The sequence below is a fragment of the Nonomuraea lactucae genome (assembly GCF_003313395.1).
GTDB lineage: Bacteria > Actinomycetota > Actinomycetes > Streptosporangiales > Streptosporangiaceae > Nonomuraea > Nonomuraea lactucae.
The window spans coordinates 24,684-50,198 of record NZ_QNFZ01000287.1 but is presented as its reverse complement, the minus strand read 5'-3'; the positions used below and the strand labels follow the sequence as shown (position 1 = coordinate 50,198).

General features: G+C 69.8%; 27 protein-coding genes and 1 pseudogene. 15 read left to right on the top strand and 13 right to left on the bottom strand.

All coding sequences use genetic code 11. From position 1 onward, the window contains the following. On the bottom strand, nucleotides 1-1,469 hold a 1,469-nt coding region (locus DQW85_RS19940; protein WP_162795145.1), incomplete at its 3' end, for an acetate--CoA ligase family protein. Between the two features lie 426 nt (nucleotides 1,470-1,895). Between DQW85_RS19940 and DQW85_RS19935 the strand changes: the two genes are divergently transcribed. Continuing rightward, the gene (locus DQW85_RS19935) at nucleotides 1,896-2,576 is read left to right on the top strand and encodes a TetR/AcrR family transcriptional regulator (RefSeq protein WP_113701803.1); all 681 of its coding nucleotides are present in this window, start codon (nucleotides 1,896-1,898) and stop codon (nucleotides 2,574-2,576) included. Next, on the top strand, nucleotides 2,540-3,442 hold the full coding sequence (locus DQW85_RS19930; RefSeq protein ID WP_205315253.1) for an enoyl-CoA hydratase/isomerase family protein: 903 nt from the start codon (nucleotides 2,540-2,542) through the stop codon (nucleotides 3,440-3,442). Before DQW85_RS19935 ends, DQW85_RS19930 begins: the two co-directional genes overlap by 37 nt. 75 nt (nucleotides 3,443-3,517) lie before the next feature. Here the strand turns inward: DQW85_RS19930 and DQW85_RS19925 are convergent, their stop codons facing one another. Next, nucleotides 3,518-4,459, bottom strand: a complete 942-nt coding sequence (locus DQW85_RS19925) for a DUF5996 family protein (protein ID WP_113701801.1) — start codon at nucleotides 4,457-4,459, stop codon at nucleotides 3,518-3,520. 119 nt (nucleotides 4,460-4,578) lie between these two features. On the opposite strand from DQW85_RS19925, the gene DQW85_RS19920 reads away from it, so the two are divergent. Next, nucleotides 4,579-4,935, top strand: coding sequence for a metalloregulator ArsR/SmtB family transcription factor (locus DQW85_RS19920; RefSeq protein WP_113701800.1), 357 nt, complete (start codon nucleotides 4,579-4,581; stop codon nucleotides 4,933-4,935). Then, nucleotides 4,932-5,426: an SRPBCC family protein gene (locus DQW85_RS19915; RefSeq protein ID WP_113701799.1), complete on the top strand. Its 495-nt coding sequence runs from the start codon at nucleotides 4,932-4,934 to the stop codon at nucleotides 5,424-5,426. Before DQW85_RS19920 ends, DQW85_RS19915 begins: the two co-directional genes overlap by 4 nt. Nucleotides 5,427-5,513: 87 nt before the next feature. Here DQW85_RS19915 and DQW85_RS19910 read toward each other — a convergent pair whose 3' ends face one another. Together DQW85_RS19910 and DQW85_RS19905 are read right to left on the bottom strand one after the other, a co-directional pair. Continuing rightward, entirely contained in the window at nucleotides 5,514-5,954 is a 441-nt protein-coding gene (locus tag DQW85_RS19910) for a hypothetical protein (protein WP_162795144.1), read from the bottom strand. 154 nt (nucleotides 5,955-6,108) lie between these two features. Beyond that, nucleotides 6,109-6,597 (bottom strand): MarR family winged helix-turn-helix transcriptional regulator, encoded by a 489-nt coding sequence (locus tag DQW85_RS19905; RefSeq protein ID WP_113701797.1) that lies wholly within the window; start codon nucleotides 6,595-6,597, stop codon nucleotides 6,109-6,111. A 146-nt stretch (nucleotides 6,598-6,743) separates the two neighbouring features. Between DQW85_RS19905 and DQW85_RS19900 the strand changes: the two genes are divergently transcribed. The 5 genes from DQW85_RS19900 to DQW85_RS19880 all read left to right on the top strand — a co-directional run bounded on the left by DQW85_RS19900 (nucleotide 6,744) and on the right by DQW85_RS19880 (nucleotide 11,006). Beyond that, the gene (locus tag DQW85_RS19900) at nucleotides 6,744-7,673 is read left to right on the top strand and encodes an NADP-dependent oxidoreductase (RefSeq protein WP_113701796.1); all 930 of its coding nucleotides are present in this window, start codon (nucleotides 6,744-6,746) and stop codon (nucleotides 7,671-7,673) included. Between the two features lie 58 nt (nucleotides 7,674-7,731). Next, nucleotides 7,732-8,688 carry an alpha/beta hydrolase gene (locus DQW85_RS19895; protein ID WP_113701795.1) on the top strand — a complete coding sequence of 319 codons (957 nt, stop codon included), beginning with the start codon at nucleotides 7,732-7,734 and terminating at the stop codon, nucleotides 8,686-8,688. A gap of 177 nt (nucleotides 8,689-8,865) precedes the next feature. Further along, on the top strand, nucleotides 8,866-9,450 hold the full coding sequence (locus tag DQW85_RS19890) for an isochorismatase family protein (protein WP_113701794.1): 585 nt from the start codon (nucleotides 8,866-8,868) through the stop codon (nucleotides 9,448-9,450). A 102-nt stretch (nucleotides 9,451-9,552) separates the two neighbouring features. Then, nucleotides 9,553-10,020: a cupin domain-containing protein gene (locus DQW85_RS19885; RefSeq protein ID WP_113701793.1), complete on the top strand. Its 468-nt coding sequence runs from the start codon at nucleotides 9,553-9,555 to the stop codon at nucleotides 10,018-10,020. 110 nt (nucleotides 10,021-10,130) lie between these two features. Further along, nucleotides 10,131-11,006, top strand: a complete 876-nt coding sequence (locus DQW85_RS19880) for an LLM class flavin-dependent oxidoreductase (protein WP_113701792.1) — start codon at nucleotides 10,131-10,133, stop codon at nucleotides 11,004-11,006. A 36-nt stretch (nucleotides 11,007-11,042) separates the two neighbouring features. Here DQW85_RS19880 and DQW85_RS44645 read toward each other — a convergent pair whose 3' ends face one another. Both DQW85_RS44645 and DQW85_RS19875 read right to left on the bottom strand, forming a co-directional pair. Further along, complete coding sequence (locus tag DQW85_RS44645; protein ID WP_162795143.1) at nucleotides 11,043-11,384, bottom strand: hypothetical protein; 342 nt, start codon at nucleotides 11,382-11,384, stop codon at nucleotides 11,043-11,045. Nucleotides 11,385-11,520: 136 nt separating this feature from the next. Further along, a complete protein-coding gene (locus DQW85_RS19875; RefSeq protein WP_113701791.1) occupies nucleotides 11,521-13,062 on the bottom strand; it encodes an endonuclease/exonuclease/phosphatase family protein in 1,542 nt (513 codons plus the stop codon). Nucleotides 13,063-13,674: 612 nt separating this feature from the next. On the opposite strand from DQW85_RS19875, the gene DQW85_RS19870 reads away from it, so the two are divergent. Next, nucleotides 13,675-14,406 (top strand): hypothetical protein, encoded by a 732-nt coding sequence (locus DQW85_RS19870; RefSeq protein WP_113701790.1) that lies wholly within the window; start codon nucleotides 13,675-13,677, stop codon nucleotides 14,404-14,406. A gap of 405 nt (nucleotides 14,407-14,811) precedes the next feature. Beyond that, the gene (locus tag DQW85_RS19865; RefSeq protein ID WP_113701789.1) at nucleotides 14,812-15,735 is read left to right on the top strand and encodes an endonuclease/exonuclease/phosphatase family protein; all 924 of its coding nucleotides are present in this window, start codon (nucleotides 14,812-14,814) and stop codon (nucleotides 15,733-15,735) included. A gap of 377 nt (nucleotides 15,736-16,112) precedes the next feature. Here the strand turns inward: DQW85_RS19865 and DQW85_RS19860 are convergent, their stop codons facing one another. Next, complete coding sequence (locus DQW85_RS19860; RefSeq protein WP_113701788.1) at nucleotides 16,113-17,051, bottom strand: zinc-dependent alcohol dehydrogenase; 939 nt, start codon at nucleotides 17,049-17,051, stop codon at nucleotides 16,113-16,115. A gap of 212 nt (nucleotides 17,052-17,263) precedes the next feature. On the opposite strand from DQW85_RS19860, the gene DQW85_RS19855 reads away from it, so the two are divergent. Next, nucleotides 17,264-17,908 (top strand): TetR/AcrR family transcriptional regulator, encoded by a 645-nt coding sequence (locus DQW85_RS19855; protein ID WP_113701787.1) that lies wholly within the window; start codon nucleotides 17,264-17,266, stop codon nucleotides 17,906-17,908. 252 nt (nucleotides 17,909-18,160) lie between these two features. Here DQW85_RS19855 and DQW85_RS19850 read toward each other — a convergent pair whose 3' ends face one another. Beyond that, a complete protein-coding gene (locus tag DQW85_RS19850) occupies nucleotides 18,161-19,711 on the bottom strand; it encodes an acyl-CoA synthetase (protein WP_113701786.1) in 1,551 nt (516 codons plus the stop codon). Between the two features lie 734 nt (nucleotides 19,712-20,445). On the opposite strand from DQW85_RS19850, the gene DQW85_RS19845 reads away from it, so the two are divergent. Both DQW85_RS19845 and DQW85_RS19840 read left to right on the top strand, forming a co-directional pair. Then, the gene (locus tag DQW85_RS19845) at nucleotides 20,446-20,850 is read left to right on the top strand and encodes a glycoside hydrolase family 38 C-terminal domain-containing protein (protein WP_476703605.1); all 405 of its coding nucleotides are present in this window, start codon (nucleotides 20,446-20,448) and stop codon (nucleotides 20,848-20,850) included. A gap of 118 nt (nucleotides 20,851-20,968) precedes the next feature. Then, nucleotides 20,969-21,274 (top strand): annotated as a pseudogene (locus tag DQW85_RS19840) (Tn3 family transposase); the annotation flags it as partial. A 395-nt stretch (nucleotides 21,275-21,669) separates the two neighbouring features. On the opposite strand, the gene DQW85_RS19835 reads toward DQW85_RS19840, so the two are convergent. From DQW85_RS19835 to DQW85_RS19820, 4 genes are all read right to left on the bottom strand, one after another. Then, nucleotides 21,670-22,047: a GntR family transcriptional regulator gene (locus DQW85_RS19835; RefSeq protein ID WP_113701785.1), complete on the bottom strand. Its 378-nt coding sequence runs from the start codon at nucleotides 22,045-22,047 to the stop codon at nucleotides 21,670-21,672. Then, entirely contained in the window at nucleotides 22,044-22,877 is an 834-nt protein-coding gene (locus DQW85_RS19830; RefSeq protein WP_113701784.1) for a hypothetical protein, read from the bottom strand. The genes DQW85_RS19835 and DQW85_RS19830 overlap by 4 nt, the downstream gene beginning before the upstream one ends. 288 nt (nucleotides 22,878-23,165) lie before the next feature. Beyond that, nucleotides 23,166-23,642 carry a DUF488 domain-containing protein gene (locus DQW85_RS19825; protein WP_205315252.1) on the bottom strand — a complete coding sequence of 159 codons (477 nt, stop codon included), beginning with the start codon at nucleotides 23,640-23,642 and terminating at the stop codon, nucleotides 23,166-23,168. 83 nt (nucleotides 23,643-23,725) lie between these two features. Continuing rightward, complete coding sequence (locus DQW85_RS19820; protein WP_113701807.1) at nucleotides 23,726-24,121, bottom strand: RidA family protein; 396 nt, start codon at nucleotides 24,119-24,121, stop codon at nucleotides 23,726-23,728. A 137-nt stretch (nucleotides 24,122-24,258) separates the two neighbouring features. Between DQW85_RS19820 and DQW85_RS19815 the strand changes: the two genes are divergently transcribed. Then, a complete protein-coding gene (locus tag DQW85_RS19815; protein WP_113701782.1) occupies nucleotides 24,259-25,260 on the top strand; it encodes a helix-turn-helix transcriptional regulator in 1,002 nt (333 codons plus the stop codon). Between the two features lie 74 nt (nucleotides 25,261-25,334). On the opposite strand, the gene DQW85_RS47690 is transcribed toward DQW85_RS19815, so the two are convergent. After that, complete coding sequence (locus tag DQW85_RS47690; RefSeq protein ID WP_275888217.1) at nucleotides 25,335-25,469, bottom strand: hypothetical protein; 135 nt, start codon at nucleotides 25,467-25,469, stop codon at nucleotides 25,335-25,337. Between the last annotated feature and the right edge of the window lie 46 nt (nucleotides 25,470-25,515).

The following is a 25,515-nucleotide window of genomic DNA, read 5'->3' as shown; positions in this document are numbered from 1 at the left end:
GCCGGCGGGTCGGCGGCGGCGCCGGCCACCGCGCGGATGCCGCGTGCCGGTGTCCGAGCGCCGGTGAGGAGGTTGCGCAACAACCCGACGTGTTCCGGCATCGACGACGTCACGGGTATGCCGGCGTGGCGCAGGATCCGCCGCGCCTCCCATGTCTCGGCCAGCGCGGCGATCCAGATGACCGCGATCGGCTTCGTGGTCTGCCGGGAGACCCGGACGATCCCCTCGGCCACCGTCACGGCGAGCTCGCCGGTCACAGTGGTGAGAACGACTGTCAGCGCGCCGACGCCAGTGTCGGACAGCAGTGGCAGGCATGCCGCCTCGAACGCCCCGCCGCCCTGGGTGAACAGTTGGGCGGTCACGTCGACCGGATTCGCCGCGGAGCCGTACTCGGGGATCAGCGCCGCCAGCGCGGTGCGGGTGTCCGGTCGCAGCTCTGCCAGCCGCAGGCCCGCGCCCTCCAGCAGGTCGGCCAGGATGCTGCCCGCACCACCCGAGCTGGTGATCACGGCGACGTCGGGACCGGCCGGGCGCCGGCCGGCCAGCACCATGTCGATGACCTCGACCATCTCGCCGATGTCATCGACGCCGATCACCCCGTGGTCGCCGCTGACCAGCGTGAAGGCCGCGTCCGGCCGGACCATCGCTCCGGTGTGCGACGCGGCGGCCTTCCGTCCGGCCTCCGAGCGCCCGCTGCGCAGCACGACCAGGTGCTTGTCGAGCTCGCGGACCCGCGCGGACAGCCGCGTCCAGGCGTCGCCGTCGGGCACGGTCTCCAGATACGCCGCCAGGACACGCACGTCGTCCTGCTCGACGAGCGCCAGGGCGAGCTCGGCGGTGCTCAGGTCTGCCTCGTTGCCTGTGCTGCACCAGGCCGCCAACCCGACCCCTCGCTCGTGGGCCATGCCCAGGAGCGCACCGCCGATCGCCCCGCTGCGGCCGACGTAGGCCACACCGGAACTCGGCAGCAATCCCCCCTGCAGCGAGCCGGTGAACGACGCCACCAGCCCGGAGGGCTGGTAGAACAGCCCCATGCAGTTGGGGCCGAGCACGCGCATCCCGCTCTGACGCGCGATGGTCACGATGCGGTCCTGCGCCTGGCGTCCCTGCTCACCCAGCTCGGCGAAGCCCGAGGAATAGACGATCGCGGAGCGCACCCCCGCCTCGGCACACTCCTCCAGCACCGTGACGACGCGCGCCGCGGGAACGACCACCAGCGCGAGGTCCACGGACCCGGGAAGCGACTCGAGCGAGGGGTAGCAGGTCAGCCCGGCGAGCTCGGCGTGGTTGCGGTTCACGGGATAGACGGCGCCGGGGAATCCGGACTCCACGAGGTTCCTCAGCGTGATGGCGGAGAACCCTGGACGAGCCGAGGCCCCGATCACGGCGACCGATCGCGGCCTGAACAGAGCCTCCATCACATCCGGCCGCGCGGGTGCCAGCTCCGGTGGCACAGGGAGGGCTGCCACTGGTCGCCTCCATAAGTCGATATCGATGTCGAATAGGCGCTCACTGTAGCCCGCGTCCGGTATGTGAGCAATGGGCCCACTTACGCTTCCGCGGCTCGCCTGGTGCGGCTCAGTAGTCGCTGAAGGCGATCGCTGCGACGCAGTGTGTAGTGCTCGCATCCAGATTCGGCATTGACATCGATGTCGAAATACGCGACGGTGGTGTCCACTTCCGGCCCCCAGCGGCCAGGGCCTGATGGGCTCCGCCTTCCATCGGAGGAACCGTGTCGTACCGACCGCAGCCCCCACCGATGCCGGGGGGCGGCTTCGGGCACATACGCGGCATGGGCGCTCGTGCGCCGGGGGTACACTCCCGCCTGACGTCGATATTGATGTCGCTATCGAACCCCTCGGGCGAGCGACCGACTGGCAGGCAGGAGCAAGCGGATGGCCGGAAAGACGCCCAGCGCGACGCCCGAGGGCACGGCGAAGGCTCGCAGGTCGCAGTACGGCCGCGGCGTCTCCGAACGCGGAAGACGCATGCGGGCACTCCTGCTGGCCTCCGCCCGCCAGGTCTTCGAACGCGACGGCTACCTCGATGCGAGAGTCGCCGACATCGTGCAGCTCGCCGGCGTCTCCCACGGCACCTTCTACACCTACTTCGACTCCAAGCTCGAAGTGTTCCGCGCGCTGATCAACGAAGTCAGCGAGGAGGTGGTCGACGCGCTCACGGTCCCGTTGGGCGGGGACTCCGACACGAGCACGTCCGATTTCGCCGCACGGCTGGACCTGTCGAACCGGCGGTTCCTCGATGTCTATCGCAAGAACCACGCCATGTTGCGACTCATGGAGCAGGTCGCGACCATCGACCCCCAGGTCGGCGAGCAACGTGTCTTCCACCGCCGGGTTCATGTCGAACGGATCTCGGCGAGCATCCGCAAACTCCAGGGCAGGGGACTGGTCGACCGCGATCTGGACGCGCGCACCGCGGCCGCCGCGCTGGCCGCGATGGTGGGCAACTTCGCCTACTACTGGTTCGCGATGGGCGAGCCGTTCGACGAGGAGCTCGCCAAGGCGACGCTGCACCGCATGTGGCTCGGCGCCATCGGCTACCACGACGCCCGGTAGGGCTCGGGCTTCATCAGGCGGGCTCCGCCGTGTTGTCGACATCGATATCGATTGATCGGGCAGACGCCCTGTCGGAGGAGGGCTCCGTGACGGAACTCGAATACACCGTCGAGCAAGGGGTCGGCACGATCCTGCTGAACCGGCCGGCGAAGAAGAACGCGTTCACGATCGCGATGATCGACGAGTGGGTGCGGATCCTGACCGAAGCACGCACCGACCCCGCTGTCCGGGTGATCGTCGTCACCGGCGCGGGAGACGCGTTCTGCTCCGGCGGCGACCTCAGCGGCTTCAGCGGCAGCCCGACTCCGCTCGAGAACAAGAGCCTGCTGTCCGATCACATCCACCGCGTCGCCCTCGCGCTCGAGGACCTCGACAAGCCGGTGATCGCGGCCGTCAACGGCGTCGCCGTGGGCGCGGGTATGGACATGGCACTGATGTGCGACATCAGACTGGCCGCGCGATCCGCGCGCTTCTCCGAGGGCTACATCAAGGTCGGCCTCGTGCCTGGCGACGGCGGTTGCTACTTCCTGCCACGACTGGTCGGCATGGCCAAGGCGCTGGAACTGCTGTGGACCGGTGACTTCGTCGACGCGGAGGAGGCACACAGGCTTGGCCTCGTGAACAGGGTCCACGACGATGACGAATTCCCCGGGGCGTGGCTCGCCTTCGCTCGAAGGCTCGCGGCGAGCCCGCCGGTCAACATTCGCATGATCAAGCGAGCCGCGTACCAGTCCACCCGGACCGACCTGCGGACCGCGCTCGACCTGATCTCGTCCCACATGGCCGTGGTCCAGACGACACATGACTCGCGGGAAGCGATGGCCGCATTCCGCGAGAAGCGCACGCCGACGTTCGAAGGCCGCTGACGACACCCCGAAGGAGCAGCATGGCACCGGTAGCTTGGCGGCGCTTGGCGGCGCTTGGCGGGGCAGGACCGTCCATCACCTTCCGGCGCTCAACTGTGGATCGGTGACACCGCCTGGGCAGGCGAGCCGCGCGATGTCCCAGCCGGCGCGCCGGGCTCCGGCCTGGTAGGCGCTGTCGTAGAAGGCGAGGACGGCGGCGCGCGCGTCGGGCTCGGATCGGGCGTCGGCGTGGCGCAGCACGGCCAGATGGCCGCCTCGTTGCGTGATCCACTGCGCGGCCTCGGGTTTCAGGGGTTCGCTGTCGAGCCCGTCGGGCTCGGGAGCGGTGTAGGAGTAGAAGGCCGGCTCGGGGAAGGCGTCGTCGCCGAACCAGAAGCCAGAGCTGATCGCCTCGCGGGAGTAGGCTTCCCGGGTCACGGGATCGGCCTCGGGCGGCTGGTCGATCAGGCGGTCGGAGAAGCGGGTGCAGGCGAGGTCGAAGGTGTGCCAGAAGTGGTGCACCGGGCTGATCTTGCCCGAGTAGCCCGCTGCGAACTCCTCCAGCAGCAGGTTCACCTGGCTGAGGACCTGCCAGTAGCGGGTGACCGCGACGGGGTCGTAGGCGGCGTGCTCGGTGTCTTCGGCGAACGGCCGATCGGAGTCGGGCAGGTCGAACGGCCGCGGTACCCTCATGTCCACCCGCACGTCCAGGGCCGCCAGGGCCCGCATGGTGCTGTGGTAGAAGGACGCCACCGACTGGCCGTGGAGCGCGAGCGAGACCGCCCGGCCGTCTACCGTGGTGACGACCAATCGGTGGCGGACGAAGTCGAAGTCGATCGTGAAGATCGGGTTGCCGTCGGACTGTCCCATCGGACGGGTGGTGATCCCCTGCCCGGTGACATGGAATGGTACGTTCCACCAGTGGTTGCGCCGGACCGCCGAGGCGAGCCGGATCTTGCCCACTACCTGGCAGAACCGGTGCAGCGTTGCCTTGGTGTCCCGCCACTCGGCCAGTGGCGGGACGGCGAGCAGCTCCATGACACCACCATTCCCTCACATCTCCAGCGCTACCCATGCGATGGCGGCGTCAGGTCCGTGATGGCCGCCGACGCGGACGTTCCTGGCGAAAAGCGTAACTAATAGGTTACGCTTTCCGGGTGGACGAGGTGGCAGGGGCGATCGCGGATCCGGTCCGGCGGCAAATCCTCGTGCTGCTCAAAGACGGGCGGCTGGCCGCCGGCGAGATCGCCGAGCGCTTCGCCATCAGCCGCCCCGCCGTGAGCCGCCACCTGCGGGTGCTCAGGGAGAGCGGGCTCGTACGCGCCGAGCTCGTCGGCCGGCAGCGCTTCTACTCCCTCGATCCCGAGCCGTTCACGGGGCTGGCCGCCTGGCTCGCCCAGTTCGTCCGGCCGTCGGGGTGGGAGCACCACCTCGACGCGCTGGAAACCGAGGTCTACCGGACGCGCCGCGAGCGCCGTTCCGGTGCCGAGAGCAGAGAGGAGCACACCGCATGAGCCGATTCCCCACCGGCCGGCTGTTCCGGACGGAGAAGGGCAGCGACCTCGTCCTCACCCGGACCTTCCGCGCGCCCGCCGAAGACGTGTGGGCCAGCATCACCGAGCCCGACCGCACGGCCCGCTGGTTCGGGCCCTGGGAGGGCGACGCGGGGCCCGGTCGTACGGTGAAGGTGCAACTGCTGTTCGAGGAGGGCGCGCCCTGGTACGACCTGCGCATCGACGCGTGCGAGGCGCCGCGGCGGCTGGCGGTGTCGTCGCTGGACGAATCCGGAGCCTGGCATCTGGAACTGCTGTTGTCCGAGGTGGACGGGGGGACGGAGCTGCGGTTCGTACAGCATCTGGAGACGGAGGACGGGATCGGGGAGATCGGGCCCGGCTGGGAGTACTATCTGGATCTGCTCGTCGCCTCCCGCGACGGCACCACCGCGCCCTCCTTCGACGACTACTACCCGTCGCTGAAGGCGTACTTCACGGACCTCGCGCAGTAGTGGTTCATACCGCAGCGGCCGCGGAGGCCTCGCCGGCTACACCCGCTGGACGCGGCTTGGCGGGGCAGGTAGGTGCGGGCCTGGCGATCAGCTTGATCCTCGCAGGGCGCGGACGTACCGGTGGGCGTCGTGCGCCACGTTCCGCCACAGCGCGAGTGTCGCCGTGTCGCTCTCCTGGGCCGGGAACGCGACCCATTCGCGCATGGTCCTCTTTCCCATGGTCACCTGTTCGGCGGTTCCCGCGTCGACGTGCTGCCGAACTCGACCCTGGGGGAGCTTCACGATGAGCTCGCCGCCATGGCCCAGGAACGCGAAGATCTTGTCGCCTACGCGAAGCCCCGGGTTGCGGAACATCGTTCCCAGGACGACGTCGGGTTCGTCGCTGAAGTCTGCGGCGATCTCCTCGAGGAGACCCAGCGCGTCGTGACCGTCAGGCATCGGTGTGTCCTCTGTTCGGCAGAAGCGTTGGAATGCCGCCGCGGAGCCGTCGACGATCAGCCCCTGGGCCTCGGCCGTCCGCAGGGTCATCTGTCCGGTGAAGAGCGCGACGAGCACCTGCGGCGGCGCCGTGATCGTAGCGTCGAGCAGGGACTCACGTCGACCTGGCCGTGCTCGGCGATGATGTCGCAGCCGTCGTGCGCCCCAGCGGGTCTGTTCGCGGACGACGCCGCCGGCTGGGCGCTTACTTGCGGGGTTTGCGGGGGGCGGCGGAGCGGGGCGGCTCGGCGCGCATGTGGTTGCGGACGCGGGTCATGATGTCGCCGAGGTCGTGCAGGTCCTCTTCGGTGAGGGGGTTGAACAGCAGGCGGCGCACGACCTCGATGTGGCCGGGCAGGACGCGCCCGACGAGGGCGAGGCCTCCGTCGGTGATGGTGACCAGTGTGGCGCGCTCGTCGTCGGGGCAGGAGCCGCGGGTGACGAGGCCGGCCTTCTCCAGCAGGCTGGCCTGGTAGGTCAGGCCGCTGCGGCTGTAGACGACGCCGTCGGCCAGCTCGGTCATGGTCAGCTGCTTGGCGTCGGCGAGGTGGGCCAGGAGCTGGAACTGCACGTAACTCAGGTCGCCCTCCGCCCGCAACTGCTGCTCGACGGCATGCTGGAGCAGGCTGACGGCCTCCATGAGCGCGAAGTAGGTGCCCAGCTGCGCGGGGTGGAGGGGTTCGGTGTCAGGCATCCGCCCATCCTATGTGTTTCGAATTCAAAGCACACCACGGAAGCGCGGTGATGAAGGTCACACCCTCACTGGGATTGCTTTGAACTCGAAGCAGGTTACTGTCATCACACCGCTTCGAATTCGAAGCAATGGCTCGAGGAGAGATCATGAAGGCAGTCCGGTACCACCGCTATGGCGACAGCGACGTCCTGACCTACGAGGAGGCAGACCGCCCCGTCCCCGGCGCGGGACAGGTGCTGGTGAAGGTGGCCGGCACCTCGTTCAACCCGGTCGACGTGGCGATCCGCGCCGGTTACCTGCAGCAGGTGTTCCCGCTGGTATTCCCGCACGTGCCGGGCATCGACGTCGCCGGCACCGTCGCCGAGCTCGGCCCGGACGTCACCGGCTGGAGCGCCGGAGACGCGGTCGTGGCGTTCCTGCCGATGAACGCGCCCGGCGCCGCCGCCGACTACGTGCTCGCGCCGTCCGAGGCTCTGGCCGCCGCTCCGCGGACGGTGGATCTGGCCGATGCCGCCGCCCTCCCGGCGACCGCCCTGACGGCTTCGCAGGCGCTGTTCGAGCACGCCGGGCTGAGGGCCGGTCAGACCGTCCTGATCAATGGCGCCGGTGGCGCGGTCGGCGGGTACGCCGTCCAGCTCGCCAAGCGGGCCGGAGCCACCGTCACCGCCACCGCGAGCGCGCGCAGCGCCGACCGGGTCCGGGCCTACGGGGCCGACCAGATCATCGACTACACCGTCACCCCCGTCACCCAGGCCGCCGGCGGCCGGTTCGACGTCGTGCTCAACCTGGTGACCACCTCGGCGGAAGAGACCGCCGGCCTGGTCGACCTCGTCAGCGACGGCGGGGTCCTGGTCAGCACCACCACCCCCGCTCCCGAGGACGCAGCGCGCGGGGTGCGGACGGTGCGGGTGTTCGCCCGCAGCGACGCCGCCCAGCTCGCGGAGCTCGTCGCCCGCGTCGACGCCGGCGAGCTGCGGATCGACGTCGCCGACCGGCGCCCGCTGGCCGACCTCGCCGACGTCCACGCACAGGCCGTCACCGGAAAGCTCGCCGGCAAGACGGTCATCACTGTCTGACCCTTCCACGCCCCCATCCCATACTCATCTCCCGACACATCCACGATGGAGTACCGTCATGTCTTTCGCTCTTGATCCCCAGGTTGCCGAGGCCCTTGCGCCGATCGCCGCGGCCATGGCCGGCAGCACGCCCCCGCCGGTCGGGGACGTCGCCAGCCGCCGCGCCGCGCTGGAAGGGCTCATCGGCCACACCGACGCGGCCCAGCCGAGGCCCGCCGACGTCACGATCACCGACCACCACCTGCTCACCTCCGACGGCGAGAAGATCCTGCTGCGCTGGTACACCAAGCAGGGCGCGCCCAGCGAGCCCGGCCCGGCGGCCGTCTACTTCCACGGCGGCGGCATGATCCTCGGCCACGTCGGGCTGTTCGACGGCGCCATCTCCCGCTACGTCTCCGCCAGCGGCACCCCGATCCTCTCGGTGGACTACCGGCTCGCTCCCGAGCACCCCCACCCGACCCCGGTCGAGGACGCCTACGCCGGCCTCGAATGGCTGCACGAGAACGCCGCCGCGCTCGGCGTCGACGCGGCCCGCATCGCGGTCTTCGGCGACAGCGCCGGCGGTGGGATCGCCGCGGCGGTCTCGATCCTGGCGCGAGACCGGCAGGGGCCCGCGATCGCCCAGCAGATACTGGTCATGCCGATGCTCGACGACCGCAACCTCACCCCCGACCCGCAGGTGGCGCCGTACGCGCTGTGGTCCTCGGACGACAACCGCACCGGCTGGGGCGCGCTGCTCGGCGACGCCATCGCCGGCCCCGACGTGCCGGCCCACGCGGCACCCGCGCGGGTGGCGGACCCGGCCGGACTCCCCCCGGCCTACATCGAGGTCGGCCAGCTGGACATCTTCCGCGACGAGGACCTGACCTACGCCCTGCGGCTCAGCCAGGCCGGCGTACCGGTTGAGTTCCACCTCCACCCGGGCGTGCCGCACGAGTTCGAGAGCATCGCCTTCACCTCCGACGTGGCCAAGCGTGTCATGGCCGACCGGATCCGGGTCCTCTCCTCGCTCTGACAGCATGCGCCGGTGCCGACGGCGAGGGCCGCCCGAACGGCCCCTGCCGGTGGCACACCGGCCGAGCCGTCCCCGCCGGAGGACCCGGCACAGGTGCACGGAATGACCTCCGGCCAGCCACATGCACCCATGTCGCCGGCCATCTCTCCCATTGATCACATCGCAGAGGAACACACCATGACAACCACCCTTTTCACCCCGAACGACGCCGCGATCCTGCTGATCGACCACCAGGTCGGCACCATGCGATGGGCTGCCTCGACCCCGTTCGAGGAGCTCAAGACCCGGGCGCTGGCCCTGGCCCGCGGCGCCAAGTCCCTGGAGATGCCGCTGGTGCTGACCTCCTCGCTGGAGGAGCAGGCACAGGGCCCGCTGCTGTCGGACTTCGCCGACATCGCCCCCGAGGAGTACGCCGGCCGCATCCGCCGCCAGGGCGCCGTCGACGCTCTCCAGGACCCCGCCTTCGCCGCGGCGGTAGAGGCCACCGGCCGGCGCAATCTCATCGTCGCCGGCGTCACCAACGACGTCTGCACCGTCTACCCGGTGCTCACCGCCCTGCGGCAGGGCTACCGCGTCCAGGTGGTCGCCGACGCCGGCGCGTCCATCACCAAGGACGCCGACGACATCGCCCTGCGCCGCATGGAACGCGCCGGCGCCGACATCACCTCCACCAACCAGGTCCTGGCCGAACTCGCCGCCGACTGGGCTTCACCTTCCGGCCAGAAGGTCCTGCCCATCATGTTCGATCTCATCCCGGCCTGAACCCAGTCCGGCATCCCACCCCGCCCGACATCCACCAACGGCCGGCCGTACGCACCGGTTCACGCCGCCCCGGCGGCCGGCCACCCAGATCGGAGACCAGTCATGAGCATGGCGTACCTGGCACAGCCCGACCAGCAGCAAACCCTGGAATGGATCGACGGCGGGTTGTTCACCATCCTGCTCGACAGCCAGGCCACCGAAGGCAAGCTCACCGTCGGCAGGTTCGACGTCCCCAAAGACGAGGCCCCGCCATTCCACCTGCACACCCAGGAAGACGAAGTGTTCCTGCTACTCAAGGGCAGCGCGCTGGTGTGGGCCGGCGACGAACGGCACGAGCTCACCGAGGGCGGTATCGTCTACCTGCCGCGCAACGTCCCACACGGCTACCGCATCACGTCCGAGCGGGCCGACCTGCTGCTCATCGCGACCCCCGCCGGACTCGAGGACATGTTCCGCCACGCCGGCCGGGACATCACCACGGCCCGACCTGACGGCTTCGAGATCACCAAGGAAAAGCTGGCCGAAGCAGCCGCCCTGCGCGGCAACGTCATCATCGGCCCGCCCCGCTGACCACGGCACCGGCTCCGCAACCTCGCCGTGCGTGTCACCGCCTTCACCCACGCCATCATCTGCCCGGGAACCCTCCCGGCAGCACCGGCCCCTCTTCCGAAGGATCTGCCATGAGTCTTCCTCTGCTGTTCGGCGCGAACGTCGACCCTCTCTGGCAGCCCGCCGACGCACCGCTGCGCCAGGCCCTGGCCGCCGAGAGTCTCGGCCTTGAGCTGATCACCATCCAAGACCATCCCTACCAGGCCGCCTTCCACGACACCTGGACCCTGCTGACCTACCTGGCCGCCCGCACCGACCGCATCACCTTCGTCCCCACCGTCGCCAGCCTGCCACTGCGCCCGCCGGCCATACTGGCCAAATCGGCCGCCAGCCTGCACCTGCTCACCGGCGGACGCCTCCAACTGGGACTGGGCAGCGGCGCCTTCTGGGACGCCATCGCCGCCATGGGAGGCCCCCGCCGCACCCCGGGCGAGGCCGTCGACGCCCTGGTCGAAGCCATCGACGTCATCCGAGCCATGTGGAGCGGACAGCGCGCCGTCCGCACCGACGGCACCTCCTACCGAGTGGCCGGCGTGCACCCCGGCCCCACGCCCGGTCCCGGCCTGGGCCTGTGGCTCGGCGCCTACGGCCCGCGCACCCTCGCCCTGACCGGACAGCGTGCCGACGGCTGGCTGCCCTCCCACGCCTACCTGCCGCTGGACCGGCTGTCCGAGGCCTCCGCCCGTATCGACGCCGCCGCCCACCGCGCCGGACGGGACCCGTCGCTGATCCGCAAGGTCTACAACATCGCCGGACACATCAGCGACACCTCCTCCAGCAGCCCGTTCACCGGCACCGCCCGCCAATGGGCCGACCAACTCGCCGCCGCCGCCGACGACGGCATGAACGCCTTCGTCTACTGGCCCGCCGCCGACCACGACACGCAGATCGCCCGCTTCGCCACCGAGATCGTCCCCGCCGCCCGCCAGCTGCTCGCCCGCCCCTGACCCGGCGGGAGCAGCCGGTCCCAGGTGGCGGGTCGGCTATCGTGCCACACCAGTTGTGACTCGCGGAGTTGAACGGCGCGCGGTACTCAGCGGTACTGGAGGTTCCGCGTGTTCGCCTTGCCGTCCACGCTCAGCAGCCGCGCGATGGCGCCCTGGCGCGCTGCAGGCCGGCGATGAACGGTGCCGGGTCGCGGGGCTCGGCAATGCCTGGTAGTGCACATCCCGGTTGTCGTCGAAGTCGGACGGCAGATCCGCCTCGGGGTTGCGCCGGATCTTGCCGCCCTCGACCCGGCTCTCCCGCCGGCGGATCGCCTTGCGCAGCGCGACCAGCACACACAGCTCGTACGGGATGCGGTGCACCGCGGTGCGGCTCAGCACGCGGGCAAGGCTGAGCCGCACCACACCCGCCCGGCCACGAACACACCGTGCCCCCGTTGGCATGAGCTGTCCGGCGGCGAGTGCCGTACGCCGTGAAGAGCGACGCGCGGCACGAGGTCCGGCGCCGCCCGGCAGGTCAGCGCACCGCGAAGGTGGTCAGCACGGCGGCGTGGTCGGAGGTCCAGGTGTTGTCCTGATGGTCGGGAATGGGCCTGGGCGTGCCCTCGACCACGGCGTCGGAGGCTTTGACCCTGAGGCCGCCCTTGAAGTGGACGAAGTCGATGCGATCCTGCGGCTCGGGCTCGCCAATGTGGGAGTCGTGGCCGTAGCCGCCGGTGAAGGTCTTGTAGATGGGCGACCAGGTGATGCCGGGCTCGGCCACCGGGTCGGGATGGGCGACGCGGTAGGAGTCCTTCATCCCGGCCCGCGCGGGGGCGACGGAGGTGGGCCAGGCCATGGAGGGCAGGCCGCAGCGCTTGGCCGCGGGGATCCAGTCGAGGTGCGAAGGCGCGTTGAAGTCGCCGACCAGGAGCACGGGCGTGCGGGAAGTGGCGCCGAGGTCGCCGGCCATGGCCGTCATGATCTTCTCGATCTGTGGAGTACGACCTGACTCGACCTCCCTGGCGAGCAGCCGGTCGGTGCTCATCTTGCCGAAGCACGCGTCGTAGGGGCCGTAGGGCGTGTAACCGAGGTGCACGTTCCAGAGCACCAGGTCGTCTTCGCGCCTGTCGTCGAGCCTGATCCGGGCGGTGATCCCGGCCAGGCCTGACTGCGCGGGCAGTGGGCCACGCGACACGATCGGGTAGCGGCTGATGATGCCCATGTCGGGGCCGGCCTGGAAGTAGTCCCAGCCGAGCGCGTCAGCCAGCGCCTTGGCCGAAGTGGAGGAGGTCTCCTGCAGCCCGACAACGTCGACATCGCGGTCGAGCAGGAACTTGAGCTGCTTCTCGCGGCCGTTTCGCACCTGGCTGCCGCCGTGCCAGAGGTTCCAGCTCATCGCCTTGAGCTCGGGCACCAGCCGGGCGCCCGGTGGACGGACCCGGATGCGCACCGTGGCGGTCGCCGACTCGCCGGCTTCGCTCCGCGCCTCGATCCTGACGGTGGCCGTCTTGGCGGACGACGATGCTGGCGGGGTGCCGGTCACGGTGCCGTCGTCACCCACGGTGAGCCAGCGGGGACCCTCGACCTTGCGGAAGCTCGCGGCCTGCCCGCGTAAGGTGCCCTTCACCGTGGCGGTGTAGGGGCTCGCGGCCCGGGCGTTGCGCAGAGTGAAGTCCTGGGTGACGAAGTGAAGGGTCTCGTTGCTCACGACCTTTAGCTTCGCAGGCTGGGCGAGCCATGCGTACCCGTCCTTGGCCAAAGCGTAGACCACGTAATTGCCGGGCTCGAGGCCATCGGTCGGCAGGGACGCGGTTCCACTCGCCGCCGGGATGTAGACCCACTTGAGCGAGGGGCCGACGTACTTCTCCTCGACCGGCCCGTTGCCGGGGTCGTTGTAGAGGCCGATCCAGTTCCGCGGGTCCGGTCTGGGCGTGGAGTAGCTCAGGTTGATCGGCTCGCCGCTCTTCACCGTGGTGGAGGCGAGGGCCAGCTTCCCATCGGGGGCGGCGGCGTAGGCGGGTGCGGCCAGGCCGGTGAGGGTGAGTGCGGCGATCGCGATCGGAATGGTCCGGCGCATGGAGGCTCCTTTGCGTAGGTGAGCGGAGGAAGCGTCTCTTGCCCAAGTAAAGAACAGATGTACACAGCTTGACTAGCTTGTTGCGGCAAATGGCCAGCTCAGACCCTTGCCAGGATGTGGCTTGTCTGGACAGGTGCGCGCAGACCTGTTGCGCTGTGCAGGTGAGCTCGATCTCCCTCTCCACAGAACGCTCTTCTGACGTGTGGTCCCTTCGCCGCGGGGAGGTCACGGGGGTGCGGGTCCGCTCACCCGGCGAGGTGGGCCCGGCTCCGGTCCGGCCCGTGAAGTGCCTCCTTGTCGCTGTGCCGAAGATGTGATCAAGACCGTGGAAGCTCAGGGAGGGGGGTCTCGCTCCAGCAATGGTTGGTGAGGCCAGGCACGCGGTGGCTCGTCGCGCGGGCGGATCTGCCCTCGTCAAAGCAGGCGAGACGGTGTCGCCATCCTCGTTGGGTGCAGGGGCTCAGGCTTTGCGGTTCACGCGCCGGACGTGGCGACGGGCGTGGAGCGCTGGCGATACGCGGTGGGCCACCAGGGTCACACCCGGGGTCCGGTCGTTCTCGGTGACATCGTCTGTGCCCCGTTTGTGATCGGCTTCCGGCATCATCGCTGGCCATGAAGAAGATCATGATCATGGCCCTGGCGGCCTGCGCCGCCTTGTCGGTGGTTGCCGCCCCTGCGCAGGGGGCGCCGAAGGACCCCGTCAGCGCGCTGAAGGCCAAGCTCGTACCCGGGCACGGCGTGCGCTTCACCGAAAAGGTCACCTGGTCGAATGGCACGGATGAGAGGGAGGCCCAGGACCGCAAGGGCGTCTTCCAGTTCGACAGGAAGGGCGTCGCCGCGTTCGACATCAAGATCCACTGGAACGACGACGACTACGGGCGGCAGCGGGTCGTCGGCATCGGCAAGAACACGTACCACTCCGGCGGAGTCCTGCCCGCCGCACTCCCGGAAGGCAAGTCCTGGTACAAGGTCGAGAGGTATGGACTGCCCGACTCCTACGGCCAGATTCTCAATCCGGCCGAGCCCAAGACCTTGGCCGCACTGATCAAGCACGGCAAGTCGGCGAAGAGCTCCATCACAGGCACGATCACCTTCAAGGACCTCAGGCGGGCCTCGATGTGGTGGGCGGGCGCGAAGGCGCCCAGCTCGTTCGACGACACGAAGGTCTCCTACACCCTCACGCTCACCTCGGCGGGCCTGGTGAGCAGGGTGCAGAGCTCGTACACGGCGACGGAGGCCGGGAGAAGCGCCATGATCGCCGTGGACAGCCGCTACAGCGGGTGGGGTGCGAAGGTGTCGGTCAAGGCGCCGGATCCCGCCAAGGTGGCCACCGAATTCCGCTGACCCCCGCTCCGCTCCCTCCCCGGTGACGGTGAGTGCTGCGTACGGCTGGCGGGAGGAACACGACGCCGGACTGGAGTGTCGGCCGCCGCTGCCAGTTGTGGGCGGCGGCCCCGCCCCTGGCGGCAGCGGCTCAGGCGAACCCCGACAGGACTGGGCGCGCAGCACCCAGAAGCCGCTGTGCCCTCGCCGGCCTTGGCGCCCGCCCCGGCTTCCCCGGCACCGAGACCCCGGAAACGAGGGGTACGGCGTCTCGGCCGTCACCTCGGCCAGTAGGTCACGGTCTACGCCGCGTCGACCGGCCTGTTGTTGGCGGCCAGGACGCTGGGTTCGGCGTCGCGCGCATGCTGCACACCGTCTTGTGAACGCATATCGGGCCGTGTGGCGATACAGGGCGTGCGTACATGGATGAGCTGGATCGCCGTCGTACCGTTCGCCGGGTGGGCGCTGCTGCGGCTGAGCGGGTTCGAGCCGGACTGGCCGTGGGTGCCGGTGGTGGCGTACACGCCCTACGCGGCGGTCGGGGCGGTTGCCGGCGGGGCGCTGGCCTGGGTGGTGAGACGGCGGGCGGCGGGGGTGGTGGGGATCGCGGCCGTGGTGGGGTTGGGCCTCGCCGTCGCGCCCCGGGCCTTCACCGACGGCAATCCGCCCGCGGGCGGGCCGGTGTTGCGGGTGCTGGCGGCCAACCTGATGGTGGGCCAGGCGGACGCGGTCCAGCTGATGGCCCTGGTCGGCCAGGTGCGGCCGGACGTGCTGACGTTGCAGGAGCTCACGCCGGACGCGATGCGGCGGCTGGAAGAGGCGGGCCTGCGCAAGACGTTGCCACACACCGTCGCGCGGCCGTTGCCGGGGGTCGGCGGGTCCGCCGTGTACGCGCGGCATCCGCTGACGGCCGGAAAGACGATCAAGCAGGGCGCGTTCGGCCAGGCCAGGGCGTGGCTCGCGCATCCCGGCGGGGCCCGCGTGGAGATCGTCTCCGTGCACCCGTGTGCGCCCAAACGCACCGGCCGGCAACCGTGCTGGCAGGGCGGTCTCCACGCGCTGCCGCGCGGCGGCGGGGAGTTGCGGCTGCTGGCGGGGGACTTCAACGCCACGCTCGACCACCTGCCGATGCGTGAGCTGCTGGCGTCCGGCTATCGGGACGCGGCTGACGTCATGGGACGCGGATTCACGGCGACCTGGCCGCAGGCGCTGGGCCGCACGTTCCGGCCGCCCGGCGTGACCATCGACCACGTGCTGGCGGACTCGCGGATGGCGGTGCGGGACTTCCGCGTACTGGAGCTGCGGCACACCGATCACCGGCCGGTGTTCGCCGAGGTCAGGCTCCCGTGATGGGGGCACCGCGCAGCCCAGCCGGCCGCTTGGGCGCAGCCACTGTCCACGGCTCGGGCAGGCATCTTCCCCGATCAGTCCCCGCTGTCCGACCACCTCGCCGACCTGGCGCTGAGGAGTGCCGCGCCTACCGCCGCCGACCACGCCCACGCCACCCGCATCGCCGGGCCTCGACCTCCGACCATGATTGCCCGGCCTCCCGGGCCCGGCCAGGCAGGTAGGCACGCTCCCTGGCCAGGATCGGCTCCTGGCGGCTGCCCGCCTCGCGGGCCAAACGCCAGGAGTTGGCGATCGCCTATGGCGCTGACGGGTATGCGCTGGTGGAGGCGGTGTATGCGCCGTTTTCCTCGGCCTTGCTGAGGGAGTTGCCCGCCCGCCTACCGGGAGGGCTCCAGCACCACCTTGATCGCTCCTGCGGACCTGTCGCGGGCCACTCGAAACGCCTCGACGGCGTCGTTCAGCGGGAACCGGTGAGTGATGACGGTTTCTGCGATCTCCGGCCGGGCGGCGAGCATGTCCGCAGCCTGGCCGAACTCCCGCACGCCGTCGGGTCGGCCGTAGGCCATGGCATTGACGTAGGTCAGCTCCTTCAGGAGGCTATGTGTCGCCGGGAGGCCGATCGTGTCGTAGTAGACGCCCAACACGACGACCCGGCCACCCACCGCAGCCAGTTCGGCGCATCGGGCCAGGCCCGACGCGCTGCCGGCAGCGTCGATGACGACGTCGTAATCGCCCTTCGGGCGTCCGGCACCGAGGCGCTCCGCTGCTGACCTCTGGTGCTCGTAACGAGCCTCCACATCGACGTCGAAGCCCAGATGACGCGCGACGGCCGCCGCGAGCAGTGCGATCGATCCCCCGCCGACGACAACCACCCTCTCACCGGGCCGCAGCCCTGCCTTCCGCACTCCGTGCCACGCGACGGCACCGGGCTCCACCAGGCAGGCGTCCCGCACGGGCAGGGCGGCGGGCAGCGGCAGCAGCGTGTATTCCGGGACCACCACGGATTCCGTCATTCCGCCATCCCGGAAGATGCCCAGCGTGCCGTGCGCCGGGTCGGCGCAGCGCTGGGTATTGCCCGCCGCGCATTCGGGGCAACGACCACAGTAGATGGACGGCTCGACCACGAAGGCGGCACCGTCGGCCGTTGTGCCGGCGAACTCGTGGCCGAACGTGAAGCCTTGGAGTCCGCTCGCGACGAACGCGACATCCGTGCCGCAGATCCCCGCCGATGCGACGTCCAGCCGGACACCCGACCCCTCCGGGCCGACCACGTCCTGCACCTGGATCCCATCGTCTGTGTTCCTGACAGCCAGCACTCTATTTCCTCCCACCTCGTAAGTAAACGACGTTCGCTTAAGCTACGTGATCTCGTTTTGTTTACGCAAGGCATGGCAGGCTGGACACCGACATGACACGAGAGAAGCCCAGCTCACCGAACCGCGCCCGTATCTCATCGCCGGACCGGCCGGGCTCTGCATCCTGGTGGCTCGCTCGTGGCGAGCCCCCCACGCGCAGGCGGCGAAATCGGATGCTTTCACTGGAGGCGATCGCCGACACCGCGCTACGACTGCTGGACGAGCACGGCATCGAGGCGATGACCATGCGGCGACTCGCCGAGGAGCTGGGTTGCAGCCAGGCCTCGCTCTATCGGCACGTCCGCAGCCGGGACGAGCTGACGATCATCGTGGCCGACCAAGCCATCCAGTTGGGGCTGCAACCACCACCCCCGGCTCTGGACTGGCGATCGGAGGCGGAGTGGTTGGCGCGCGCCTTCCGCGGTTTCCTCCTCGCTCATCCCGCCGTTGCCCTGCTCCTGCGCGGCACCGAGCGCCTCGGCCCGAATTCGCTCCAGGGAGTGGAGTTCGCGGTCGATCGGTTCATCGGCGCTGGCCTGAGCCCGAGACACGCCGCGGCGGCCTCGGGCGCGTTGGCCACATTGATCATCGGCTCTGTGCAGTTCAACCTGTACCTCGACGCCACCGATCCCGGGGAACAGCAGGCGCGACAAGCACTCTACGAACGTCTCGACCCGCAGACCCATCCCCGGATGGTGCAGCATGCCACCGACATCGCCGGGGTGGGAAGTGATGAGGAATTCGAGTTCGGGCTGAAGATGCTTCTGGACGGCATCACGGTCGCGGTCCGCGGTACGACTGATCAGCTCGATCTCTGACGTGGGCCCGGCGGGGTGCAGGCCGGCGCTTCAGCGGCGCCGTGGCTGCTCTGCTCGTCGCTGTAACCGCCGAGTTCGCCGGATCCCAGGGCCGCCTACGGCGGCGCGGCCTCTCAGCGTGCGGGGCAGCACCCGGACGCAGTGACGGCAGCCGGGCCGGGCCTGCTGTGGACCGGCAATCAGGGGCTGCGACGCGAACCCGGCAGGTTGTTGATCGCTGCTTGGTGTCCAAGGAGGTCACCGGGGGAGAGGTCAACCCACCTGTCGGTCGGCGCCTTGCCAGTGCGGTTTGCGCAGTTCGCGTTTGAGGATCTTGCCTGCTCCTGAGAGGGGCAGGGTGTCGACGAATTCGCAGGTCCGGGGTGCCTTGTATCCGGCGATCCGTTCTTTGACGTGTGCGCGGATCTCCTCGGCGGTGGTGGTGGTGCCTGGTCGCAGCACGATGACGGCGTGCACCCGTTCGCCCCACTGCTGGTCCGGCACTCCGATGACCGCGCAGGAGGCGACTGCCGGGTGCTGGGCGAGGGTGTTCTCCACTTCGGCGGAGTAGACGTTTTCGCCGCCGGTGACGATCATGTCTTTGAGCCGGTCGACGATGTAGAGGTAGCCGTGTTCGTCGAGGTAGCCGCTGTCGCCGGTGTGCATCCAGCCGTCGCGTAGCGCGGTGGCGGTCTCCTGGGGCTGGTTCCAGTAGCCGAGCATCACGTTGTCGCCTCGGACGGTCACTTCGCCGATGGTGCCGGTGGGGGCGGGTTGGCCGTCGGGGGTGATCACGCGGATCTCGCAGTGTGGTGCGGCCCTGCCGGCTGAGCGCAGGAGTTCGCCGCCGGTCAGGTGGTCTTCGGGGGTGAGCAGGGTGGCCACGGGGGCCAGTTCGGTCATGGCGTAGGCCTGGGCGAAGCGGGCGGTGGGGAAGGCTTTCATGGCTCTGGTAAGGACGGCTTGGGGGATGGTGGAGGCGCCGTAGGCGATGTTGATGAGGCTGGACAGGTCGTAGCCGGTGCGTTCGGGGTGGTCGGTCATGATCTGGATCATCATCGGGACCAGCAGGGTGGAGGTGACCTGGTGCTTTTGTACGGCGGCCATCACTGTGAGCGGGTCGAAGGCGGGGATCATGATATGGGTGCCGCCCACGAGGCTCTGTGCGGTCCAGGCGGCCAGGTCGGCCAGGTGGAACATGGGGGCGGCGTGCAGGAACCGGCCGCCGGGCAGCACGAGCCCGCCCAGTGCCGTCGTGCCCAGCGCGGAGGTCATCAGGTTGGTGTGGCTGAGCATGACTCCCTTGGGCAGGCCGGTGGTGCCGCCGGTGTAGAAGACCCCGGCCAGGCTGTCGCCGCCCCGCCGCAGATCTTCCACCGGGTCCGCGCCGGCCAGCAGCTCCTCGTAGGCGAGCATCTGCTCGGGGGTGGGGCCGTCGCCACAATGGATCACAGTGGCCAGTTGGTGGGCCTCGGATCTCAGCGCGGGGACCTGGCCGGCGAAGGCGTCGTCCACCAGCAGTACCGTGGTCGCCGACTCGCGCAGCGAGTACCCGATCTCGGCGGGGCTCCAGCGGATGTTGACCGGGTTGACCACGCCGCCCAGCCACCACACGGCCAGCAGATATTCGTGGTAGCGGTCGGAGTTGAGCGACAGCATGGCCACCCGGTCTCCTTCGGCCACGCCCAGGCCGCGCAGCGCCCCGGCCAGCCGGGCCACCCGCGCGGCGCTCTCCTTGTAGGTGCGGATCCGATCACCGTAGACGGTGGCGGCAAGGTCGGGCGTCTGCTGCAGCGCGCGGTGCAGCCCTTGGGTCAGGTACATCGGACTCCTCACAGGGATCGAGCGATCAGTTCTTTCATGACCTCGTTCGGCCCCGCCGTAGATCTTCTGGACGCGGGCATCGGCGTACATCCGAGCGATGGGGTACTCGCGTGCAAGCTTCGCGAGGAGCAACCATAAGAAGGCGCACAACCACTGAACAGACCGAAGAATGCCCACTTTCTGACGTCGGCCGGAATGCGGGGTGTCGGAAAGACAGCTGTCACCAGCACATGCGAGGGTCGTTAGCGCTGGTCAGTGAGCCGTTGTCGTGGTGAGCGATCCCATCTGAGGCCGCGGCGCTGCGTGACGTCGGTTCCGGCGTGAAAGGCGGTTCTGACCAGCTGTACCCGAAGAGTTCGGCCTCGAGGTTCGGTCGGTTTCGGCGATCGTCGTGGTGGTGGTGGTGCCGGATTCCTGCGTCACGATGGTCGGGCGCCGTCTGCGACGTCGAGTGCTACGTGCACGCGGGCCAGATCTTCCGCATACCCCGAGTCTGAGGGACATCCGTGTCAGATCGTGCGCTTGGCGTTCGTCCCTGGTGGACGGCGGGCGGAACGTCGGCGCCGGGGTCGATCTGAAGTTGTTCCACAGATAACGCCCTATATCTGCGAGGCCCTGGAACTTCGTGAGGCACCGCGGTGGTCAATACCTGCAACGCCCGCCGGAGCATCGGTGCCGTCGACCGACTCATCGCTTGGCGCGAGGTGCACCTCCGGGAGAAGACGCTGTGGCGGATGCTGCTGTCCCGCCTGCTGCGCGGGCCGCCCCTGCGGGCCGGTGCTCGTCACCCACCGCCGCTCGGTGCCCGGGAGGAGAAGCTCCTCAAGGCCGCCTTCCCGCTCGACGTCCGGGCCGACAACTCCAGCGCGGAGATCCCTTTCGGACACGTGCCGCGGCCCACGCACGCCAACACCAGCTGGGATGCCGCCAAGTTCGAGATCTGCGCCCACCGGTTCCTGCACCCCGGCGAACGGGGGTGGGGCGCGGCCGTTGTCAACCACTCAACCTACGGGCACGAGGTCACCCGCGACGTCCGCGCCGACGGCTGTAGCACTTACCACCGTCCGGCTTTCGCTGCTCCGCGCACCTCGCTTCCCCGACCCCTGCGCCGATCAGGGGCAGCACCGTCTGCTCGCTGACGACCGGTCCGGCGACATTGTCGTACGCCTTACGAAGCCCACGGAGGGCGGGCCGAAGCGGTTCTGACCACCGGCTTACAGCTGGAGTCGGCGGCCGTGACCGATCTGCTGGAACGCGAGCCCGCTCGGACAGGCGTTCGCCGAGTACGGCCGCATCGACAAGACCCTTCACCTGCTCGGCACCCTCGACCCGATCGGCGACACCTACCACCGGCGCCTGAACAAGCAGCTCCCCGTGCAGGAGTCCCGCCACCGGCTCGCCCGGAAGATCTGCCACGGCGGAGGTGGCCAGATCCGTCAGCCCTACGGCGAGGGCAAGGAAGACCAGCTCGCCGTCGGCCTGGTCGTCAACGCCGTCGCGCTGTGGAACACCCGCTACCTGTCGGCCGCCGTCGACCAACTCCGCGCCCAGGGGCGGGCCGTATCTTGAGTTCCTCCGCACGCCCGACGTGAAGACCGTGCGTCCTCACTCCGGCCTGACGCGGAGCCTCCCCGCCTTCGAGCCGGACAGCGGCAAACCCTTCGAGGCTCCCCACTCGGGCCGGCTTCACCAGGGGCAATGTATCTGTGCGTAATCGAGGTTCTGGAAGTTGGTGAGTGGGTGGCCGAGTCTGGGGGCGGAGTTGCCGCCATCCACCGTTCCGGTCCCGAACTCGTATGGGAGGGCAGACCAAGTACGGAGAAAGGGAGCAGTGAGCCGCTGAGTCGCTCGGCGACTGCCCGCGCCGACACACCCCGCCGACGGCTCGCTCGACGATGCCTGAGGAGACAATCCGGGGGTCGTGCGTCCGGCGAGGTGACCCCGTGGCCGGGTCGCGCTCATGGCGAGGCCGGTGCTGCCGCGCCGGACGTCAGAGCGGCCTGCACGATGCGGATTGCCTCGCCCGTGTCGATGCCGACGCTGGCGATCACGGCTGCGTAGTCGGCGGCGGCCCGGCGGGCCCGCTCCAGGCCCTCCTCGCCGGCGGCCGACACGAACGAGCCCGCCCGCCCGCGCGTCTCGATCAGCCCCGCCTCCTCCAGCTCCCGGTAGGCCCGGCCGACCGTGTTGACGGCCAGGCCGAGGTCGGCCGCGAGGTGGCGGATGGTCGGCAGCCGGGCGCCCACGGCCAGCGTGCGGTCCTGGATCTGCCGGGCGAGCTGGGCCCGCAGCTGCTCGAACGGCGGCACCGGCGAGGCCGCATCGATGACGATCATCGGACGCTCATGGCCCGCCGGGCCACCGTCGCGCTCGACGGCGTCCTGGCATGGAGCGCGACGCACGCGGCCAGGCCCAGGATCAGGTAGGCGACCGAAGCGGCGCTCCACCAGCCGGGCGCGGTGCCGAACAGCAGCACCATGGGCAGCGACCACTGCACGTTCGGCGTGGTGAGGTCGCGGGCGTCCTCGACGCGCATGATGACGTCGGCGGTCAGTGACTCCTCGTCCTCCGCCACCACCGGGCGCCTGAGCAGGTGGCGCAGTTGCATGGCGATGATGGCTGTCACGCCGAGCAGGCCGATCAGCAGGACGACGGCCAGCTGCCGCACGGTGGGGTCGGGAACGGCCAGGGCGCTCCCGGCCAGCACCATGCCACCGGCGAACGTGGCGACCGCGAAGACGGCGTACGGCTGGCCGAGCACGGCCCGCCAGCCGGGCTGGATCAGATGGGCGGCCCTGCGGGACAGTGCCGCGCCCGCCCGCTGGTCGACGCGTCGCACCCACCAGTCGAGCAGCGACTGTGCCAGCAGCAGCCCGGCCACCAGCGCGGTCAGGGCCAGCAGCGGCAGCGGGCGATACGGCTGGAAGCCGCCGAAGGCGGAACTGGCGAACCGGTCGTAGGTCGCGGCGAGCGCGCTCGCGAGGATCAGCACGGCCAGCATGACGTGGGCGGCGAGGCGGGCGCGTCTGCGGACCGCCAGCCGGCTGGCCAGCAGCGGGGTCGGGCGGGCACCGGCCAGGTCATGCCGGGCCAGCCACGCGCCCGCCAGTCGCAGATCGGCCGCACGCGCCGGCGGGCCGGCGTCCGGTAACGGTTCACAGGTCACGGGCGGCTCCTTTGTCGCAAGATTTGTAGCAACATAGTGAGTCATGCCTTGCGACAAAGTCAACGCCCCTTGGGCTCTCATCGTCCCGGTGGCGCGGGCCCGGGCTCTGCGGCGGCCGTCGCCCCGGACCATCAAGTGGACGGCGGCCGGCGCCGGCCACGCAGCGGGAACCGGCTCTGAGGGACACCGGGGCCGGATCGCGCACGAGGATGCGCGATCCTTGAGGCGGACGCCCGGCCGGAGCAGCGGCGGCGATCACCGCTGCCGCGAACCCTGGGAATTCACGCGTCACAACGGGCGCAGGTGCTCGATCGTGACGTGGTGCTGCTCGGTCAGCCGCTGGGCGATCAACGAGCGGTGGCAGGCCTCGGGGTCGCGCTCGACACAGAGCAGCGCTGTGGTCCCACTGCTCGGCAACTCCGACACGATCGGCGTGAGGTCGGCGCGGTCGAGGATCTCGGTGGTGTAGCGGCGGGTGTACTCGGCAGCGAGTTCGCGGCGCGAGCGCTTGCCGACCCCTTGGCGGTCATCCTCGGCGTATTGGAGTTGGCGTAGCTCGGTGGTCGGGGCGAGCTCATGGTGGTGTTCGTAGGCGATCCGGGCATGGGCGAGGGCCGCCTGCAGCCGGCGTGAGTTCGCCCAGGCGTACTCGGGTCCGCGGACGCCGCGGCGCTGGCGTACGTCGAGCAGCAGACGAACGTCCGCGTGCCGCAGTCGTTGCAGGAAGGACTCGCCGCTGAAGCCATAGACGCCGATTGTCACCACCCTGAGCACCGGAGATCACCCACCTGCCTACTACTCGTGCCGGTTCGACCGGCGGCCCTGCTGCCGGAGGCGGCGAGGTCGCATCACGCGACGGCGGTCCCTTCAAGCTCGACCATCAGGTCGGGGATCGCCAGCCGTGTCACCCCGAGCATCGTGGTGGACGGCGCCACCCCGGCGGCGCCCAACCGCGACGCCAGCACGCCGTAGTGCTCGAAGAGCCGATCGACGTCGGTGGTGTAGACGTTGAGCCGGACGAGGTTCGCCAGGGACATGCCGGCCTCGCCGAGCACGGCCTGCAGGTTGTCGAGGCTCAGCGCCAACTGCGCCGCCATGTCACCGGCGTGCTCGGGCTTGCCGTCGCCGCTCATCGCGGTCTGCCCAGAGCAGTACAGGGTCCGGGTATGCCCGGAGACGATCTCGCCCTGGTTGTACCCCAGCTCCACCGACCACGCCCACGGATTGACCGCGGTTCGCTCCATCGCCACATCAGCTCCATTCGATTCGTCGACATCACGTACGTCCATAGCCCGGTAGCCGCCGTCATTCTTCGTCGTGTCGATGAGCTTGCCAGCGAATACACGACATCCTGTGTCGTGTATTTCTGTAGAGTTTTCGTGTGCGCGCCGACCGGTTGGTCTCGCTGGTACTGCTGCTGCGGCGGCACGGTCGGCTGTCCGCGGCCGCGCTGGCCCGCGAGCTGGAGGTATCCACCCGCACCGTGCTGCGCGACATCGAGGCGCTGTCCGCGGCCGGCGTCCCGGTCTACGCCGAACGCGGCCGGCACGGCGGTTTCGCGTTGTTGCCCGGTTTCCGGACCGAGCTCACCGGACTGAACCCCGACGAGGCCCTTGCCCTGCTGGTCGCCGGATCGCGGCGCGGCGCGCAGGCGTTCGGCCTCGGCTCAGCGCTCGCTTCGGCGATGCTCAAGGTGGTTGACGCGCTACCCGAAAGCTATCGGGACACTGCGGCCGGCGCGGCCGAGCGATTGCTCATCGACCCGCGGACCGACCTCCTCTCGCGCCGGCTGGTCGCTGAGGAGGTGCCTGACGCCATAGCGGCCGAGGTCCTGCGCGCGGTTTTCGCCGGACACAAGCTGCGCATCCACTACGCGGCTGTGGACCAGAGCCCGAAGTGGCGCACGGTGGACCCGATCGGCCTGGTCACCGTACGCGACCGGGGCTACTTGCTGGCCACGAGGTCTGGCGCGGACCGCACCTACCGGCTGTCCCGGGTCTTGGCCGCCGAGGAGCTCGCCGAACCCGCACAGCGACCAGACCGGGTCGATCTGGACCGGGCCTGGCAGGAACGCAGCACGCGGTTCCGGACCAGTGGCGACCAAGTCACCGTGCTGGTACGGGTGGACCCGGCGCGGCGGGAGGACCTGGTGGGCACCGCGCTGGCCGTCCGCGCCGAAGAAGCCGAAGAAGCCCAAGAAGCCGAAGAAGCCGACGCAGACGGCTGGCTGCGGCTGGAGGTGACCTTCCAAGATCCGAGACACGCCGAATGGGCGCTGTGGCAGCTCACCACGAACGCGGAGGCCCTGGCCCGGCAGTGGTTGCGCGACGCCCTGCGCAACCGCGCCGCCGCGATCGCCACCCGCTACGGAGTGTCATCCTGAGAGTTGTCGCCTTCTGCGGGCAGGCCGCGTTCCTGTCGAGGCCATCTGGAGCAACGTCTCGCCGACCGGCCCCTTCACCTGCGCGGGGGTTCCCGCAGCCGGTTTGGTACGCGCATCAGTCCGGGGTTGACGTGGTCGCCGCGCAGCCACCGGTGCGGGGTGCGGTGCCCGCACAGCAGGAGCAGGTGATCACGCTCGTCGGCCGTCACAGCCGGACGTTGGTCGAGAGTCGCCGTGCACTCACCGTCGTCGCAG